The sequence below is a fragment of the Pseudomonadota bacterium genome (assembly GCA_030775045.1).
In the GTDB taxonomy this organism is placed as follows: Bacteria; Pseudomonadota; Alphaproteobacteria; order JALYJY01; family JALYJY01; genus JALYJY01.
Genome location: JALYJY010000040.1, coordinates 1 through 14,775, shown reverse-complemented (window position 1 = coordinate 14,775; position 14,775 = coordinate 1). Strand labels below are relative to the sequence as shown.

Below are 14,775 nucleotides of genomic sequence, written 5' to 3'. Positions count from 1 at the left end.
AGACAGATCTGGTCGTTCACCTGTGGAACATGGGCAGGGCCATGATGAAGGCAGGTGCGCTGTGACAAGTCTGGAACGGGACGAATACAGAATGCAGCAGATGATCAATGAACGGCGCAGGCGTCGGTACATGGAGCCGCCCATGTGGGCTGTGCTGTTGCCCTTCTTCCTTTTGGCTTTTGTCATACTGGTGACCACATGAACCCGGCCGAAATTGAAAGCGAACTCCGGCACTGGAACGCCATCAAGGCCCAGCTTCTGGCCCAGGGCCTGGATGAAGACGAGCAATGCCTGCTGGATACCCTGGAGGGGGAAACCGACCTTCGGGAGCGGCTTGTTGCGCTGATCGAAAAAGCCGTTGAGGCAACCCTCATGGTGGAAAAGCAGAAGAGACGCATGGCGGATTTGACGGAACGCAAGGCCCGGTACGAACGCCGCCATGACCGCCTGAAGGAATTCGCCCTGAAGGTCATGGAAGCGGCGGGTCTCAAAAGCATTGAAGCGCCGGAGTTCACATTCGGAACCCGGCCAACACCTCCCAAGGTTCAGATCATCTCCCAGAGGCTTCTGCCGGAGGAGTTCCTGCGGGTAAAGCCCCCGGAGCCCGATCTTGCGGCCATCGGCAAGGCCCTGAAGAACGGCGAGGAAGTACCGGGGGCCCTCCTGGGGAACGGCGGGACAACACTTCAGATCAGGACGAGGTAGATCATGACCCAGCTCAATATCCATCAGCGCCTGCACGCTGCCATGCAAAAAGTGGACTACATCCAGAAGGAAAAGCGCAGCGGGATGCAGTACAGCATTGTCACCCATGATGCTGTGACCGCCAAGGTGCGCCCGGTGCTGCTTGAGTGCGGGATCGTCTATCACCCTGTCGAAATGAAAAGATCCCAGGATGGGAACAGGACAGAGGTGGATCTGGTCGTCCGGTTCTCCAATATAGACAATCCGTCAGATCATATCGACGTTCCGGCCTGCGGATACGGGATTGACAGTCAGGACAAGGGACCGGGCAAAGCGATCAGCTACGCGGTCAAGTATGCCCTTCTGAAGGCCCTCGGGCTGGAGACCGGGGATGATCCCGACCAGGACCAGAATGCGACGCACCAGAAGGCGGAGCCTCAGGGCCACCTGACTGCCGAGGCCGCCCGCATCGCGGGGCTGCTCAAGACCTGCGCGTCGGAAAAGCAGATCGACGCCCTTCTGGCGGGCGAGGGCGGAAAGCTCGCACAGCTGAAGGAAAAGCGGCCCGAGCTGTACGACAGGGTCATTCTGCGGGCGAACGAGAAACGGGATCAATTTTCAACACTGGGAGCAGCATAATGGCAAGCGTCAACAAGGTGATTTTGGTTGGAAACGTGGGCAAGGATCCGGAAATCCGGACCATGCAGAACGGGGGCAAGGTCGCCTCATTCTCTCTGGCCACATCAGAGCGGTACACCAGCAAAGCCACCGGCGAGGTCAAGGACAGTACGCAGTGGCACAACGTGGTCGTGTTTAACGAACACCTGATCCCGATCGTCGAAAGGTATGTCCGCAAGGGTTCAAAACTTTATGCCGAAGGCGCTCTGGAAACCCGGAAATGGGCCGATCAATCCGGTAACGACCGGTACACGACAGAAGTCGTTCTGAAAGCCTTTAAGGGCCAGATCCTCCTGCTGGATAGCCGCAATGCCGAGGCTGAAGACGAAAAGCCTGCCGGATCAAACGGGTACGCAAAGGCTAAGGCCGGAAGCGTGGCGGAAGAACTTAACGACGAAATTCCCTTTTAATAGGAGTATTATCATGGGCAGTGCAAATAAGCCGTTGCTTCCTCGTGAATTTCGGGCGTGGTTGCGAGAACTTCTGGATGGGTGGGCTCAGGGAGAAGATGAAATACCTTCTCACCATAACCAACATGCGGCATTGACTGATTATCAGTGCCGGCATGCCTCCTGCGGTGATCAGGAAATCAAGAAGCTTCCTGATGGTGATGGTCTTTACCTGTGGGTCTATGCAGACGGGAAGAAATACTGGCGCTTCCGTTACTGGTTGGGCGGAAAAGAGCAAAGCCTGTCTCTAGGGGTATATCCCCAGATCAGCCTGAAGGAGGCCCGTGCGCGCAGGGACATTGAGAGAAATTGTCTGAATTCCGGCCTTGATCCATCCGTTGAGAGGGTAAATCTGAAGCTTCTTGCAGAAGAGGCAAAATCCAGATTGAGGATTGGAGCGCAAAAATCACCGAAATTACAGCCCAAATATAAAATAGACGACGGAATTCCACTGCGATCAATTCGAAGGAAAAGGCTGTCGGGGTCGGGGGATTCAAAGTGGAACAGCTACCCGTGGTCTGAGATGAAAATAGGGCAAAGCTTCCTGATACCGGGGGAGAAAAAAACAGGAAATGTTTGCTGGATGGCCGCGACAGCTGGGAAAAAATATCAAATGAAGTTCACGGCCCGGAAGGTCCGGGGCGGGTGCCGTCTCTGGAGGATAGCATGACAGAAAAGTTATACGGACTGGACGATATACCGGAGGGGTGGAGGATCGCCAAGCTTTGTTACGAGGAAGATATTGACGCGCTTGAGGGGGAGCCAAAGAGATACGTTTATGAATGCCATATGGATTGCCTTGACGGGCGTGCACGCGATTTTCTTTCCATGGCCCTGACTCCCCAGCTCGCCCTTCACCGGGCCATACAGAAAGCACGGGGGGAAGCATGAAAATCGCATGCGTTAAGGAAACGATCTTTAACAAGATCATGTGCGCACCGAAGGGCACTCCCGTTCCTGAGGTTCAGGAATTCTCTAAAGAGATGGTGGTCCTATGACAGAAGCAGCATTCATGGGCGTGTTCTCTGACTTCAAGCTGATCAAAACCCGGAGCGTATGCCAGCTCATCATAGAGGTGCCACTGGAGCAGGCAGACAAGTGTCTTGCCGCCATGGGGGGAGTTCCCCTGCCGGGGCAGGAAAGACCTGTCGCCGTAGCGCGCCTGATGGATCCGGAGGACCAGAATCGATCATTTTCGCAGGATCACGAAAATGATCTGGCACCGGTGCAGTTATTAGGAAACTCCGAACAACTGCCCCAGAAGGATGAACCGAAGCAGTGGAAAGACCTGCGCCCGTCGCAGCAGGCAGGCATCCTGTGTTCTGATTTGGAGTTCCAGAAATGGATTGCTGGACATGCCAAATGGGGGCCCGTCATTACAAGGCCAGATAATTCATATGGGGAAGATCATGTCACGGATCTCGTGCGCAGAAAATGCGGGGTACGCTCAAGATCAGAACTCGACTTAAACGTGAAAGCTTCCGGCACATGGGAACAGATTGTCGGTGATTTCAGGTGGCATCAATCACACGGAGGCCAGTCATGAGATATCACAATAAGCTTGCCCTGATGTGTTTCGTCCCCTCGGCCGTTTTGTGGTCCGTATCAACTGCATGGCAGACGGGAAAAGTCTCCGCGCTTGAAAACAGGCTGTCAGAGATTACCGCAGTCCGCAGGGTCTATCAGACCAGTGTCAGTGAATGCGCGAAGGAACGGAAGGAATGGGAATGCCGCGCCATGCTGGGCGGGTCGGCGATCTTCATGGTGCCAAATCTTACTATGACGGAGCTGAAATGATGTCGGAAACAAACAATGAGTCACTCTTTTTCAGATGGCCTGACGTTCTCAAGCTAACAAAATTTAGTCGGTCAACTATTGAGCGGAAGGTTAAGGCCGGGGAGTTTCCAAAACCGGTTCAGCTGGGAAAAAACACAACAGCCTGGAGAAAGCTGGACATCACAAAATGGGAAGAAAATCTTCCTGAAGTAGAGTGGAGAAACCATGCAACAAAAGGAGAAAACAATGTCTGAGTTTATGATTGAAAAGGGTATTGCTATTCCGACTATTGTCAGAGGTAGGGCTAGAAGTCCAGAAAAGTACCCATGGAGTCAGATGGAAGTTGGTGACAGCTTTTTCACTCCGGCGGGCGCAGCAAAATATCTTAACCGTGCAGCTCAGGTCGCAGGAAAAAGGCTTGGGCGAAAATTTTCTGTCCGCAAAGTTGAAGGCGGCCAGCGCACCTGGAGGGTTGCATGACCCCCTTCCTTATCACCCGGCGCGGGGAAGGCCCCAATCCCATCGACGTCCACGTGGGCAAGCGCCTGCGCCTTTATCGGACGCGCATGAATATTACACAGGACAAGCTGGCTGAAGCCGTCGGCGTCACCTTCCAGCAGATGCAGAAATATGAGCGGGGAGCCAACAGGATCAGCGCCAGCAAGCTGTACCAGCTCGCTGCTGCCCTGGAACTGTCCTCCGTTTCCGATTTCTACAAGGGAATGGATGGCCAGTCTTCAGATTATCTTCCGGACAATGCCTATGAAGCCGGCGTTCTGGCCGCATGCCGGAAGGTTCCAGAGGATCTGCGGGAAAAGACCGTGAAAATCATTGATGTCATGGGGTGAGGCCATGATCGAAGCAGGGAGGATCGGATGGAAGCGATGATTTGCTTGGCAATGGGACTTGGTGGCATCGCCCTTGGCTGGTGGGCGCGAGGTGAGCACGATCCCTATTTCACCCCACGGCCAGTTCATGCGCCGAAGAGACCCCGCCGGGATATCCCGTCTTTTTTGCGGAGAGTGAAATGACCGACCCCCAGGCACAGAAGATCCTCGACCTTATAGAGGCAGTGGATCCGGAGGATACGGAAAAGCTGGATGAGATTGATCGGCTGGTAAGGGAGTATGTCAATCTTCTTGATGAATGGCCGCCGGAGTTTCCAGAATACACTCGGTCCCGTAACGCCTTGAAGGCGATCCGGCCTGAGGGGTACTGGCCGATAAAACTATTTAAGGATGGGCACGTTTTTCGCTTTGAACTTACAAACGGCAGAAAAATCCCTTCCTCGGCGTGGCTTCCTACGGAAGAGCTGGCAGAGCTACACGCCATCATCCAGGCCATAGCTCATGAAATGGGGCAGAAATGACCCACAAACCCTTTGACCTTGAGAAGGCCATGCTGGAAGCGAGGAAGAAGTGACCAAGGAGCAATTCGCACTTCTTGAAATAATTGGAGAGGCCATTGTGAGGACACAGACACTTCTGAAGACAAAAGAAGCAAAAGGCTTATTCAGTAATGATTATGTCATGTGCGTAGGAAAGGCGAGATTGGCATTTGAGCAGCTGGCCATTGATCTTGATGGAAAGGTTTCAAAATGACCGAGAAACTCTACGGACTGGACGACATTCCGGAGGGGTGGAGATTGGCTCGGATGACGGGACACCTCAGTATTAGAGGCAAGTTTTCATATGGCTGCATCCTTCAGGATTGGAACATGCTTATGCCTCCGCAGGTCAAAGTATCCGGATGGAAAACCCCCCAGCTCGCCCTGCACCGGGCCATACAGAAAGCAAGAGGTGAGATGTGAGGGTCCTGGTTGCCTGCGAATATTCAGCCACTGTGAGGGATGCATTTGCCGCCCGTGGGCACGACGCCTGGAGCTGCGACCTGCTGCCCTCAGAGGGTGATCCTGCAAAACACATACAGAGGGACGTGCTGGAAGTACTGGACAGGGACTGGGACATGGTCATAGCTCATCCGCCCTGTACATATCTGGCGAATTCGGGGGTTCGGTGGCTGGACACACAGCCAGGGCGCAGGGAAAAAATGAAAGAGGCTGTCGCGTTCTTTTACGAATTCCTGAATTGTCGGGCACCGAAGGTTTGTATTGAAAATCCCATACAGCACGGACACTGTCAGATCCGCAAACAGGATCAGGTTGTCCAGCCATGGATGTTTGGCGAAAACGAGACCAAGGCCGTCTGCCTCTGGTTGAAGGGGCTTCCGAAGCTGGTCCCTGCTATTTCGGAAAAACCGCCGGGTGTTGTGCAGCGCGTCTGGAGAATGGCACCGGGACCGGAGCGGCAGAAGGAAAGATCCCGTTTCTTCAAGGGGATTGCAGAAGCCATGGCAGAACAATGGGGCAAGGCATGACACAGACACGGGAAGAGATTGAACGCCGGCTTGAAAGTTTTGACGACTGGTCACGGTCAGACATGGAAGACAAAGCCAACGGGGCTTTCTTCTGCGGCTGGGCAGTTGAAACCATCCGCCAGCTTCTGGACCAGACAGCACCGCCCGCGGTGAGAGAGGGGGGTTACTTAGATGAGGTAGTAAAGTTTCTATGCGGTCAAGGTCCTCTTAATGGGGTTTGGTTTGGAGAAAAGCCGGAAGGTGAGACAGGGAATTTTTGGTGGAGAAAACATCTAAGAAAAGCTCTGAACACACGAGCGAATATTCCATCACAAGAGTGGAGGCCGATAGAGGAAGCGCCGAAAGATGGGACAAATGTGCTTCTTTTTAACCCAGCTAAGGGGACAACACCATTTCGGGTTCGAGAGGCAAAATGGTGTGTCACAAAAAGTGGTGGAAGTACCTGGCGATTGTCTTCTGGCCCCTTTTGGGCGCACAACGAACCCACCCACTGGATGCCCCTTCCCCCGCCGCCAGAGGGAGAGTGAGTGATGGCAAGGAAGTGCCCCGAATGCGGAAAGGGACTATGGTTTATGATCCGCTACTGCCTGAAGATGCACATGACAGCAAATAGGGCGATTAAGCATGCCTCCATGAAGGAGGATCAATACAACAAGCTGCGGGACAAGATGGAAAAGATGGGGCTATGGCCGTGACCAATAAGCTGGAAGAGGCCGTGGCGAGGGACTTCTCTGCACTTTCTTTGCAAAATACTAATTTTTCTGTGCAATTTCTTCGTGCTGCGGATTGTGTTTTTTATGCCCTTATCGAGGCTCTTCCATATGTGGAATGTGCAGAAGAAGATCCAGTTTACAAAAAAGGCGCAGTCGCAAAGGTAGTTAGAGTAATTCGAGCCGCCATAGCCGCATACGAAAAAGCAAAGGGGGAAAAAGAAACGCATGATAAATACCCTTATAGTGGCACTATCTCTAAAATTGAGCCTATAAACGAAGACGACTTGCCTGCTTTTAAAGATTTGTACGGTATGGCTCCGAACGCAACTAAAGGCGTTCAACCGCCGAACGCGCCCGGAGATGTAAGGGAATAAATCTGGGGGCATGTTTGGGGGCACCCTGAATAAAGACGGCATCATGTTATGGCAGATTTACAATATCTTTTGGCCGTTATGTGAATCCTGCCGGGCCCACCAGTTCCCCTTTTCTTCGGGAACATCCGCAACCCTGGTGTGTTTCTTCCTCTTCCGAAACCATGGAATCCGGAGAGGAGTACCATGTCAAAACTGTCTGTCAGTGCAGTGACAAAACCCCTCCCCCCATCCTGGGCCAGCGTCAACGGCTGTGTTGGCCATGTCCCATTTCCCGCAGCAGTCAGGCGGCCTGTTCCGGAATCCGGTACCCGCAGGCTTTCAGCGCCGCCAGCATATGCGCCGGCGGATCGGCAGAAACCGTAACCGCATCCCGGTTCGGATACAGCGGCAGGGTTATGGCCCGGGAATGCAGATGCAGGGGGATTCCCTCCCGGCCGGGTCTGCTGCCGCGGATTTCCGGGGAGCAGTAGAACGGTTCTCCCACAATGGGAAGGCCCACGTGGGTACAGTGCACCCGGATCTGGTGGGTCCGTCCGGTGCGGGGGTACAACTCCAGCCACGTCAGGGCGCCGTCCGGTGAGCACCCAAAGACGCGGTAATCCGTCACGGATTCCTGGCCCTTCCCGTCCACCAGGATACGCCAGCCGTCTTTCTGCCGCACCCGCAGCAGGGGAAAGTCCATCCGGCCCTCATCCTGCGACGGCCGGCCGCGGACCACGGCCCAGTAGGTCTTCTCCACCTTCCCGTCCATGAACAGTTTTCCCAGACGGCGCAGGGCCTTCGGATGCCTGCCCAGGACCAGACAGCCCGTGGTATCCCGGTCCAGGCGATGGGCCAGGCCGGGCGGGCGCGGAAAGCCAAAACGCAGGGCATCAAAATACTGCTCGAGATTGGGGCCCTTGCCGGGACCGGCGTGCACGGGGATCCCCGCCGGCTTGTCCAGCACAATCATCAGCCCGTCGCGGTACAGCACCCGGGATATCACGTCCTGTTCGGTCATCATCCGGAAATTTTAGGCGATTTGTATGGGCCTGCGCAAGAAAACCCGCCTGCGGCGATTCCGTAGTCCCCCCTGCGCCCCTTTGAATTCCGCCCCGCCGGAGCCGTATCATTACCTGTATCAGCCCGGACTTAACCTGCCATTAAGCGTTCCGGGCGCAGGATAAGACTGACAGATCCCCGCATGGTCCGCTGCAAAAAGGAACAGGGCCATGGGGGGTCTGTCCGTGGAAGGAGGGTCCCATGAAATACGCTCTTCTGGTCGTGGCCTGTCTGGCCAATGAACCCACGGACTGCCGGGAATACATGAGCGTGATCCCGGAAGTCACCAACGCCACAGCCTGCCACCTGGTGGGCCAGGCGGAACTGCGCTCGTGGCTGCGGGCCCATGAGGACTGGCGCCTGAGCGATGCATATTGCCTGCGCGTTCCGGACAACAGGCTGCAGACCGCAGCCGTGGACGGCGCCCCGGAACCTGGCGCCCGATAACAGGGACCTGTTGAAGCGCCCTTTACTTGCATATACCCTGACACGGAATTATTCGAAGGATGAACCATGTCCTGGCATCATGCAGGTCTTCAGGCCCTGCCCGACCGCTCTCCGAAAACAGTTGTCACCGGCCATTATCTGGTCCTGCACAGCGCCCCCGGATGTGTTCCGCTTCAGGAGCATCCTGGCGAGCTCCTGGACCAGAGCAGCGATTTTGTGCAGCGGCTGAGCCTGTGGTGGACAAAAAACAGGAGCCGGCTGGATCACAGGAACCTGACAGTTATCCAGAGGGCGAGGCCCGAATCTGAATCCCCGCAAATGAAAGGCCGGGGAGACTCCCGGCCCCGGGTTGTTGTCTGCTGCACCAAAGATGTCCTGGATGAAATCCGGCAGGTTTTCCGGGATGAAATTGCCGTGGTCTGGCCCGTTGTCGTGGGAAGGGGACTGCTCAGCCACACCATGCCCTGACCTCCGGGCCTTCACAGACGGCGCGGGAAGGAGTATGAGTGGGGCCACCATATCCTCTGCGTACCCCGTTCATGCCGTGACCCATGCCTGACTTTCCGCTGCTGTCCATTCTGCTGTGCCTGCCCCTGGCGGGAAGCCTGCTGATCCTGCTTCTGGCCCGGGACGATTCCACCGCGGCGCAGCAGAGAGCCAAAGTCACAGCCTTGGGCACCTCCCTGGCCACTTTCGTCCTGTCGCTGGGCCTGTGGGTGTGGTTCGACCCCGCCAACTCCAGCTTCCAGTTCGAGGAGAGCATCCCCTGGATGCCCACGTGGGGCATTTCCTGGCGCCTTGGCGTGGACGGCATTTCCATGCCCTTTGTCCTGCTGTCCACCTTCCTGACGCCCGTATGTATCCTGTCCGCCTGGAGCGCCATCAAAAAGCGCGTGCGGGAGTTCATGGTGGCCTTCCTGGTGCTGGAAACCCTGATGGTGGGGGTCTTCGCGTCACTGGACATCGTGCTGTTCTACGTTTTCTTTGAGGGCGTGCTGATCCCCATGTTCCTGATCATCGGGATCTGGGGCGGCGCGCGGCGCATCTATGCCTCGTTCAAGTTTTTCCTGTACACCCTGCTGGGCTCGGTCCTCATGCTGCTGGCTGTCCTGGCCCTGTACCTGAAGGCCGGCACCACCGACATTCCCACGCTGATGACCACGGATCTGCCCGCCACCCTGCAGACCTGGCTGTGGCTGGCCTTTTTCGCCTCATTCGCGGTCAAGGTACCCATGTGGCCCGTGCACACCTGGCTGCCCGATGCGCACGTGGAAGCGCCCACAGCGGGCTCGGTCATCCTGGCGGGTGTGCTGCTGAAGATGGGCGGATACGGCTTCCTGCGGTTTTCCATTCCCATATTCCCGCAGGCCACGGAGTTCTTCACGCCGCTGGTCTTTGGCCTGAGCGTCGTCGCCATCATCTATACGTCGCTGGTGGCCCTGGTCCAGAAGGACATGAAAAAGCTGATCGCCTATTCGTCCGTGGCGCACATGGGATTTGTGACCCTGGGTATGTTCTCCCTCAATGAGCAGGGAATCCAGGGCAGCATGTTCCAGATGCTGTCCCATGGCCTGGTGTCCGGCGCGCTGTTCCTGTGCGTGGGCGTGGTCTATGACCGTCTTCACACGCGGGAGATTGCCCGCTATGGCGGCCTGGTGAACATCATGCCCAGGTACGCCGTTGTGTTCATGGTGTTCATGCTGGCCTCGGTCGGCTTGCCGGGAACCAGCGGTTTCGTGGGCGAGTTCCTCAGCCTCCAGGGCGCCTTTATGGTCAGAACCTGGGTCGCCGCCCTGGCCGCGCTGGGTGTTATCCTGGGCGCAGCGTACATGCTGCTGCTGTACCGCAGGGTGGTGTTCGGCCCCGTGGTGCATGAGGATGTGCGCACCCTGCGCGACCTGACCTGGCGCGAGACTGTCACTTTCGTCCCCGTCGTTGCCCTGGTGCTGTGGATGGGCATTTACCCGGGCCCGGTCCTGGATATATCTGCCGCCTCTGTCCGGTCCCTGATCACCGACTACCAGGCCCGCCTTGCCGCAGCGCGGAAAGCGGCAGACCTTGCCCCCTTCAGGCTCGAGGTATCAGGCCCATGACTGTATCTCTCCCCCTCTTCATCCCGGCCCTGCCGGAAGTGTATCTGGCCCTGGTGGCCATGGCCCTGCTGATGCTGGGCGCCCTGCGTGGCAGCCGTGTGGCGGACAGTCTGCACGTGGCCGCCCTGGCCGGCTTTCCGGGCGCTGCAATCCTGATGGCCGTAGCCGTCCAGACCGGCGGGGCACAGCAGGTGGGGATGTACGGCATGTTCATCCTGGACCCCTTCGCCCTGGTCCTGAAAGGCCTGATCCTGACGGGCGCGGTACTGGCCCTGCTCATGGGCCTGCGCTCCACCCGGGACAGCGACATGGGCCAGTCTGAATATCCCGTTCTGGTGATCCTGGCCGTTACCGGCATGATGGTCATGGTGTCGGCCAACGACCTGATGTCCATGTACCTGGGGCTGGAGCTTCAGGGTCTGTCCCTGTACATCCTGGCCGCCTTCCAGCGGGACCGTGCCCGTTCGGGCGAGGCGGGGCTGAAATATTTCGTTCTGGGCGCCCTGTCCTCGGGCCTGATGCTGTACGGCATGTCGCTGCTCTATGGCTTTGCAGGCAGCACCTCGTTCGACCTGCTGGCCCAGACCTTGGTCAGCCATAACGGCAACCTGCCCTTTGGCGTGGTGGTGGGTATGGTCCTGGTCCTGGCGGGCATGGCGTTCAAGGTCTCGGCCGCACCCTTCCATATGTGGGCGCCGGACGTCTATCAGGGCGCCCCGACCCCGGTGACCGCCTTTTTCGCCCTGGCGCCCAAGGTGGCGGCACTGGGCCTTCTGGCCCGCATCCTGTGGGGCCCGTTCGCCGGCATGGACAGCCAGGCCCAGCAGGTCCTGGTGTTCCTGTCTGCCGCCTCCATGATCGTGGGGGCCTTCGGCGCCATCCGGCAGGACAACATCAAGCGCCTGCTGGCCTACAGCTCGATCGGCCATGCGGGCTATGCCCTCATCGGCCTTGCAGCCGGCAGCAGCGAAGGCGTGCGCGGCCTGCTGTTCTATATGGTCGTGTACATGCTCACCTCCGCCGGAGCCTTTGGCGTTGTGCTGGCCATGCGCCGGCACGGAGAGCCGGTGGAAAAACTCTCTGACCTGGCCGGGCTGGCCCGCACCCACATGCCCCTCGCGCTGGCCATGCTGGTGTTCATGTTTTCCATGGCGGGCATTCCGCCGGCCGCAGGCTTTTTCGCCAAATTCTTCATCTTCCAGGCCGCCGTGGAAGCGGGTGGCAGCCAGCCCCTGCTGCTGGGCCTGGCCATCCTGGGCGTGCTCTCCAGCGTGGTGGCCGCGTTCTATTACCTGAACATCGTCCGTATCATGTGGCTGGAAGAACCTGTCGCCTCCCTGGATAAAGTGGAAGGCGCCAGCCTGCGCCTGGTCATTGCCGGCACAGCCCTGCTGACCTTCCCGGCCTTTCTGGCGCTGGTCAATCCGGTCATGGACCTGGCCGCCTGGGCGGCGGGGTCGATTACGGGGTGATGGGGCTTTTGCCTGCCCATTCGCCTCATGGTTCGACAGGCTCACCATGAGGCTCAGAAGAAAATCCTCACCCTGAGCCTGTCGAAGGGTGAGGCCAAGGTTGGACTTGATGAAAGAAACAGACCCCGTAGCACTTCCTGTCGGTTATACGTTAGTGGCCTTCGACACCATCGGCAGCACCAATGACGAGGCGAAGGAGAGGGCCACCGCCGGCGCCCCCTCCGGCACCGTTGTCTGGACCCGGGAACAGACAGCCGGGCGCGGTCGGCGGGGCCGGGCCTGGGTCTCACCTCCCGGTAACCTGTACTGCTCCACCCTGCTGCGCCCGTTGCTGGATCAGTCCGCACGCCTGTCGTTCGCAGCGGCTCTGGCCATTGCGGACACTGTGCGGACTTTCCTTCCGCCCGATACTCCCGTCAACCTGAAATGGCCCAATGATGTGCTGGTGCATGGCGCCAAGATCTCCGGCCTGCTGCTGGAGGCGGACCTGACAGCCCCCTGGATCGTCATCGGCATCGGGATCAACCTGGCTTTCCACCCGCCGGAAATGCCCTATCCCTGCACGGACCTGGGCGTACACCGCCGGACCGCCGGCATGACAGATCCCGTCACACCCGACCAGGCCCTGCCCGTGCTGGTCCAGGTCCTGGATCGCTGGGTCCACATCTGGGAAAAGCAGGGCTTTTCCGCCATCCGGGATGCCTGGCTGAAACAGGCCCGGGGCGTAGGCCAGCCCGTGACAGCCCGCCTGCCCGACCGGGAAATTGCCGGCGTGTTCGAGGCGCTGGACGACTCCGGTGCGCTGGTCCTGCGCCTGCCCGACGGCACCCGCCAGACCATCACCGCCGCGGATGTGTTTTTTCCTGAAAAAGAAAGCGTTTCCCCATGACCAGCCGTCCGCAGGAAAGGGGATCCTTGACATAAGGATCATTTTCCTGTACAGGGAATTTTATCTTTATTATGGAGGTAAACGTGCGTACGGTTCCGGGGTTTTCTTTCCCTCTTTCCACCATCATTCCCGCTGTCATCCTGAAGGAACGGCAGCGACTGAAGGATCTTTCTGCGGCCGGAAGATCCTTCGCTTCGCTCACGATGACAAAAAAGGGAACGGGCAATCCGGACCACCACAAAATGACAACAAATGACAAGGAATGTTTACGGACTCGCGGCGTTAACCATTGCACCCGCGCCGCAAGGGTGCAGTTAAAGGCCGGGAAAACCCCAAAAACCAGACGGGCACAGGATTCCGGTGGTGGGATTATGGTGCAGTTGCGTGCAATTACCGTGCAGTCAGTGCAGTCGGGGGTACGTCATGCTTCTGGCCATTGATGCGGGCAATACCAATGTGGTGTTTGCCCTGTGCGAGGGAACCACGATAAAAGCTGTCTGGCGCTGCGCCACCGATCCCCGGCGCACGGCGGACGAATACGCTGCTTGGCTGTTGCAGCTGATGACGCTGCAGGGATTTGGCCCAAAAGATGTAGACGCCGCCATTATCGGCAGCGTGGTGCCCCGGGCTATATTCAATCTGAAAACCCTGTGCCAGAAATGGTTTCACCAGGATCCTGTCCTGGCAGGTACCGGGGATGCAAACGGCGGAATCCGTATCCTGATGGATCCGCCGGGCATTATTGGCGCCGACTGTCTGGCCAACGCTGTGGCCGCCGGAAAGCTGTATGGCGGTCCCTGCATTGTGGTGGACTTTGGAACAGCCTCGACTTTCAGCGCAGTCAGCGCTGACGGCAGTTATGAGGGTATTATCATTATTCCTGGACCCAACAGTTCCCTGGAAGCCTTGCACCAGATCACCGCGCGCCTGCCCAGGGTCGAAATCGCCCGCCCACCGCGCGTGATCGGAAAAACCACTGTTCTGGGCATGCAGTCCGGCGTATTCTGGGGCTATATCGGTCTTGTGGAAAATCTGGTCCGGCGCATGCAGGCTGAATACGGCCAGCCCATGAAGGTCATCGCCACCGGTGGCCTGTCAGGCCTGTTCTCCGGCGCCACAGACATTTTCGACCACGTGGATCCGGAGCTGACCCTGAAAGGCCTGTGCCTGATCCATGCCCTGAACCGCCCTTGAACCGTGATATTACCTCGCCTATAAAGGCCACCTCCGGCGCGGGTGTAGCTCAATGGCAGAGCAGAAGCTTCCCAAGCTTAAGACGGGGGTTCGATTCCCCTCACCCGCTCCAGCTTTCCTTTCCTGTCCACCGACAGCACTGCCGAAGCCCGTCCCGTCTTCTTCACAGACCAGGCCAGCACGGCCAGATCAATCCGGCCCTGTACACCCCCTTCAGGCAGGGTCACTGTCACCCTTCCATCTGCTCCCGCCTCGGCCACCACGGACAGGGCGGCCGTCTGCGACCCTTCCTCGCGGAACAGGCCGTCCACCAGCACGGCAGCCTTTTCGCCCGGCGACAGGTTGCCCAGAATCACCGGAACCTGAAGCCCCTGTCCCGGCACCATCTGCGGCGTCTCCAGGGTCACAGACAGCGTGGTCAGCGCTGGATCCATAGCCAGCCAGGCCGATCCGCTGGCCGGCGCCGTAGCCTCGCGCAGGGGGATGGCATGGGCCGTGACCATTACACCGCCGGCCCATTTCTTCTGGACCGGAATCTCGAAAAAATCCCCGGCCGGACCGGCCCTGCGGGTGAATATGTCGTACATCC

The 14,775-nt window shown here is 58.0% G+C and carries 24 protein-coding genes and 1 tRNA gene; 23 read left to right on the top strand and 2 right to left on the bottom strand.

Annotated features, from left to right (window positions below; all coding sequences use genetic code 11):
* The 15 genes from M3O22_05025 to M3O22_04955 all read left to right on the top strand — a co-directional run.
* The coding region (locus M3O22_05025) for a hypothetical protein (protein MDP9196118.1) at positions 1–202 on the top strand (202 nt) is incomplete at its 5' end.
* Entirely contained in the window at positions 199–705 is a 507-nt protein-coding gene (locus tag M3O22_05020) for a siphovirus Gp157 family protein (GenBank protein ID MDP9196117.1), read from the top strand. The genes M3O22_05025 and M3O22_05020, both read left to right, overlap by 4 nt.
* Before the next feature lie 3 nt (positions 706–708).
* Entirely contained in the window at positions 709–1,323 is a 615-nt protein-coding gene (locus tag M3O22_05015) for an ERF family protein (GenBank protein ID MDP9196116.1), read from the top strand.
* On the top strand, positions 1,323–1,772 hold the full coding sequence (gene ssb / locus M3O22_05010) for a single-stranded DNA-binding protein (protein ID MDP9196115.1): 450 nt from the start codon (positions 1,323–1,325) through the stop codon (positions 1,770–1,772). The genes M3O22_05015 and ssb overlap by 1 nt, the downstream gene beginning before the upstream one ends.
* Positions 1,773–1,785: 13 nt before the next feature.
* Positions 1,786–2,481: an Arm DNA-binding domain-containing protein gene (locus M3O22_05005; GenBank protein MDP9196114.1), complete on the top strand. Its 696-nt coding sequence runs from the start codon at positions 1,786–1,788 to the stop codon at positions 2,479–2,481.
* Positions 2,478–2,702, top strand: a complete 225-nt coding sequence (locus M3O22_05000; protein ID MDP9196113.1) for a hypothetical protein — start codon at positions 2,478–2,480, stop codon at positions 2,700–2,702. The genes M3O22_05005 and M3O22_05000 overlap by 4 nt, the downstream gene beginning before the upstream one ends.
* Before the next feature lie 121 nt (positions 2,703–2,823).
* Positions 2,824–3,357, top strand: a complete 534-nt coding sequence (locus M3O22_04995; GenBank protein MDP9196112.1) for a hypothetical protein — start codon at positions 2,824–2,826, stop codon at positions 3,355–3,357.
* Positions 3,358–3,511: 154 nt separating this feature from the next.
* Positions 3,512–3,841: an AlpA family phage regulatory protein gene (locus M3O22_04990; GenBank protein ID MDP9196111.1), complete on the top strand. Its 330-nt coding sequence runs from the start codon at positions 3,512–3,514 to the stop codon at positions 3,839–3,841.
* Positions 3,834–4,067 (top strand): hypothetical protein, encoded by a 234-nt coding sequence (locus M3O22_04985; GenBank protein ID MDP9196110.1) that lies wholly within the window; start codon positions 3,834–3,836, stop codon positions 4,065–4,067. The genes M3O22_04990 and M3O22_04985 overlap by 8 nt, the downstream gene beginning before the upstream one ends.
* Positions 4,064–4,435 carry a helix-turn-helix domain-containing protein gene (locus M3O22_04980; protein ID MDP9196109.1) on the top strand — a complete coding sequence of 124 codons (372 nt, stop codon included), beginning with the start codon at positions 4,064–4,066 and terminating at the stop codon, positions 4,433–4,435. The genes M3O22_04985 and M3O22_04980 overlap by 4 nt, the downstream gene beginning before the upstream one ends.
* 179 nt (positions 4,436–4,614) lie before the next feature.
* On the top strand, positions 4,615–4,956 hold the full coding sequence (locus M3O22_04975) for a hypothetical protein (GenBank protein MDP9196108.1): 342 nt from the start codon (positions 4,615–4,617) through the stop codon (positions 4,954–4,956).
* Positions 4,957–5,005: 49 nt separating this feature from the next.
* Entirely contained in the window at positions 5,006–5,188 is a 183-nt protein-coding gene (locus M3O22_04970) for a hypothetical protein (protein ID MDP9196107.1), read from the top strand.
* 205 nt (positions 5,189–5,393) lie between these two features.
* Entirely contained in the window at positions 5,394–5,963 is a 570-nt protein-coding gene (locus M3O22_04965; GenBank protein ID MDP9196106.1) for a DNA cytosine methyltransferase, read from the top strand.
* Complete coding sequence (locus tag M3O22_04960) at positions 5,960–6,490, top strand: DUF551 domain-containing protein (GenBank protein MDP9196105.1); 531 nt, start codon at positions 5,960–5,962, stop codon at positions 6,488–6,490. Before M3O22_04965 ends, M3O22_04960 begins: the two co-directional genes overlap by 4 nt.
* A 158-nt stretch (positions 6,491–6,648) precedes the next feature.
* Entirely contained in the window at positions 6,649–7,050 is a 402-nt protein-coding gene (locus tag M3O22_04955; GenBank protein ID MDP9196104.1) for a hypothetical protein, read from the top strand.
* Positions 7,051–7,330: 280 nt separating this feature from the next.
* On the opposite strand, the gene M3O22_04950 is transcribed toward M3O22_04955, so the two are convergent.
* Positions 7,331–8,050, bottom strand: coding sequence for an RNA pseudouridine synthase (locus tag M3O22_04950; protein MDP9196103.1), 720 nt, complete (start codon positions 8,048–8,050; stop codon positions 7,331–7,333).
* 242 nt (positions 8,051–8,292) lie between these two features.
* Here M3O22_04950 and M3O22_04945 point away from each other — a divergent pair, with 242 nt between their 5' ends.
* From M3O22_04945 to M3O22_04910, 8 genes are all read left to right on the top strand, one after another.
* Positions 8,293–8,538, top strand: a complete 246-nt coding sequence (locus M3O22_04945) for a hypothetical protein (GenBank protein MDP9196102.1) — start codon at positions 8,293–8,295, stop codon at positions 8,536–8,538.
* 66 nt (positions 8,539–8,604) lie between these two features.
* Positions 8,605–9,006, top strand: a complete 402-nt coding sequence (locus M3O22_04940; protein MDP9196101.1) for a hypothetical protein — start codon at positions 8,605–8,607, stop codon at positions 9,004–9,006.
* An 83-nt stretch (positions 9,007–9,089) separates the two neighbouring features.
* Positions 9,090–10,631 (top strand): NADH-quinone oxidoreductase subunit M, encoded by a 1,542-nt coding sequence (locus M3O22_04935; GenBank protein MDP9196100.1) that lies wholly within the window; start codon positions 9,090–9,092, stop codon positions 10,629–10,631.
* Positions 10,628–12,103, top strand: a complete 1,476-nt coding sequence (gene nuoN / locus M3O22_04930) for an NADH-quinone oxidoreductase subunit NuoN (protein MDP9196099.1) — start codon at positions 10,628–10,630, stop codon at positions 12,101–12,103. The genes M3O22_04935 and nuoN overlap by 4 nt, the downstream gene beginning before the upstream one ends.
* 109 nt (positions 12,104–12,212) lie before the next feature.
* Positions 12,213–12,992 carry a biotin--[acetyl-CoA-carboxylase] ligase gene (locus tag M3O22_04925; protein ID MDP9196098.1) on the top strand — a complete coding sequence of 260 codons (780 nt, stop codon included), beginning with the start codon at positions 12,213–12,215 and terminating at the stop codon, positions 12,990–12,992.
* An 83-nt stretch (positions 12,993–13,075) separates the two neighbouring features.
* Positions 13,076–13,432 (top strand): hypothetical protein, encoded by a 357-nt coding sequence (locus M3O22_04920; protein MDP9196097.1) that lies wholly within the window; start codon positions 13,076–13,078, stop codon positions 13,430–13,432.
* Positions 13,416–14,186, top strand: a complete 771-nt coding sequence (locus tag M3O22_04915) for a type III pantothenate kinase (protein MDP9196096.1) — start codon at positions 13,416–13,418, stop codon at positions 14,184–14,186. The genes M3O22_04920 and M3O22_04915 overlap by 17 nt, the downstream gene beginning before the upstream one ends.
* Before the next feature lie 38 nt (positions 14,187–14,224).
* A tRNA-Gly gene (locus M3O22_04910) sits at positions 14,225–14,298 on the top strand.
* On the opposite strand, the gene M3O22_04905 is transcribed toward M3O22_04910, so the two are convergent.
* The coding region (locus tag M3O22_04905) for a hypothetical protein (protein MDP9196095.1) at positions 14,264–14,775 on the bottom strand (512 nt) is incomplete at its 5' end. The genes M3O22_04910 and M3O22_04905 overlap by 35 nt on opposite strands.

What these genes read in the sequence shown, in the direction of transcription:
- M3O22_05020 (MDP9196117.1), top strand. Translation starts at nt 199, where the DNA reads ATGAACCCGGCCGAAATTGAAAGCGAACTCCGGCACTGGAACGCCATC.
- M3O22_05015 (MDP9196116.1), top strand. Translation starts at nt 709, where the DNA reads ATGACCCAGCTCAATATCCATCAGCGCCTGCACGCTGCCATGCAAAAA.
- ssb (MDP9196115.1), top strand. Translation starts at nt 1,323, where the DNA reads ATGGCAAGCGTCAACAAGGTGATTTTGGTTGGAAACGTGGGCAAGGAT.
- M3O22_05005 (MDP9196114.1), top strand. Translation starts at nt 1,786, where the DNA reads ATGGGCAGTGCAAATAAGCCGTTGCTTCCTCGTGAATTTCGGGCGTGG.
- M3O22_05000 (MDP9196113.1), top strand. Translation starts at nt 2,478, where the DNA reads ATGACAGAAAAGTTATACGGACTGGACGATATACCGGAGGGGTGGAGG.
- M3O22_04995 (MDP9196112.1), top strand. Translation starts at nt 2,824, where the DNA reads ATGGGCGTGTTCTCTGACTTCAAGCTGATCAAAACCCGGAGCGTATGC.
- M3O22_04990 (MDP9196111.1), top strand. Translation starts at nt 3,512, where the DNA reads ATGCGCGAAGGAACGGAAGGAATGGGAATGCCGCGCCATGCTGGGCGG.
- M3O22_04985 (MDP9196110.1), top strand. Translation starts at nt 3,834, where the DNA reads ATGTCTGAGTTTATGATTGAAAAGGGTATTGCTATTCCGACTATTGTC.
- M3O22_04980 (MDP9196109.1), top strand. Translation starts at nt 4,064, where the DNA reads ATGACCCCCTTCCTTATCACCCGGCGCGGGGAAGGCCCCAATCCCATC.
- M3O22_04975 (MDP9196108.1), top strand. Translation starts at nt 4,615, where the DNA reads ATGACCGACCCCCAGGCACAGAAGATCCTCGACCTTATAGAGGCAGTG.
- M3O22_04960 (MDP9196105.1), top strand. Translation starts at nt 5,960, where the DNA reads ATGACACAGACACGGGAAGAGATTGAACGCCGGCTTGAAAGTTTTGAC.
- M3O22_04955 (MDP9196104.1), top strand. Translation starts at nt 6,649, where the DNA reads ATGGCCGTGACCAATAAGCTGGAAGAGGCCGTGGCGAGGGACTTCTCT.
- M3O22_04950 (MDP9196103.1), bottom strand. Translation starts at nt 8,050, where the DNA reads ATGACCGAACAGGACGTGATATCCCGGGTGCTGTACCGCGACGGGCTG.
- M3O22_04945 (MDP9196102.1), top strand. Translation starts at nt 8,293, where the DNA reads ATGAAATACGCTCTTCTGGTCGTGGCCTGTCTGGCCAATGAACCCACG.
- M3O22_04940 (MDP9196101.1), top strand. Translation starts at nt 8,605, where the DNA reads ATGTCCTGGCATCATGCAGGTCTTCAGGCCCTGCCCGACCGCTCTCCG.
- M3O22_04935 (MDP9196100.1), top strand. Translation starts at nt 9,090, where the DNA reads ATGCCTGACTTTCCGCTGCTGTCCATTCTGCTGTGCCTGCCCCTGGCG.
- nuoN (MDP9196099.1), top strand. Translation starts at nt 10,628, where the DNA reads ATGACTGTATCTCTCCCCCTCTTCATCCCGGCCCTGCCGGAAGTGTAT.
- M3O22_04925 (MDP9196098.1), top strand. Translation starts at nt 12,213, where the DNA reads ATGAAAGAAACAGACCCCGTAGCACTTCCTGTCGGTTATACGTTAGTG.
- M3O22_04915 (MDP9196096.1), top strand. Translation starts at nt 13,416, where the DNA reads ATGCTTCTGGCCATTGATGCGGGCAATACCAATGTGGTGTTTGCCCTG.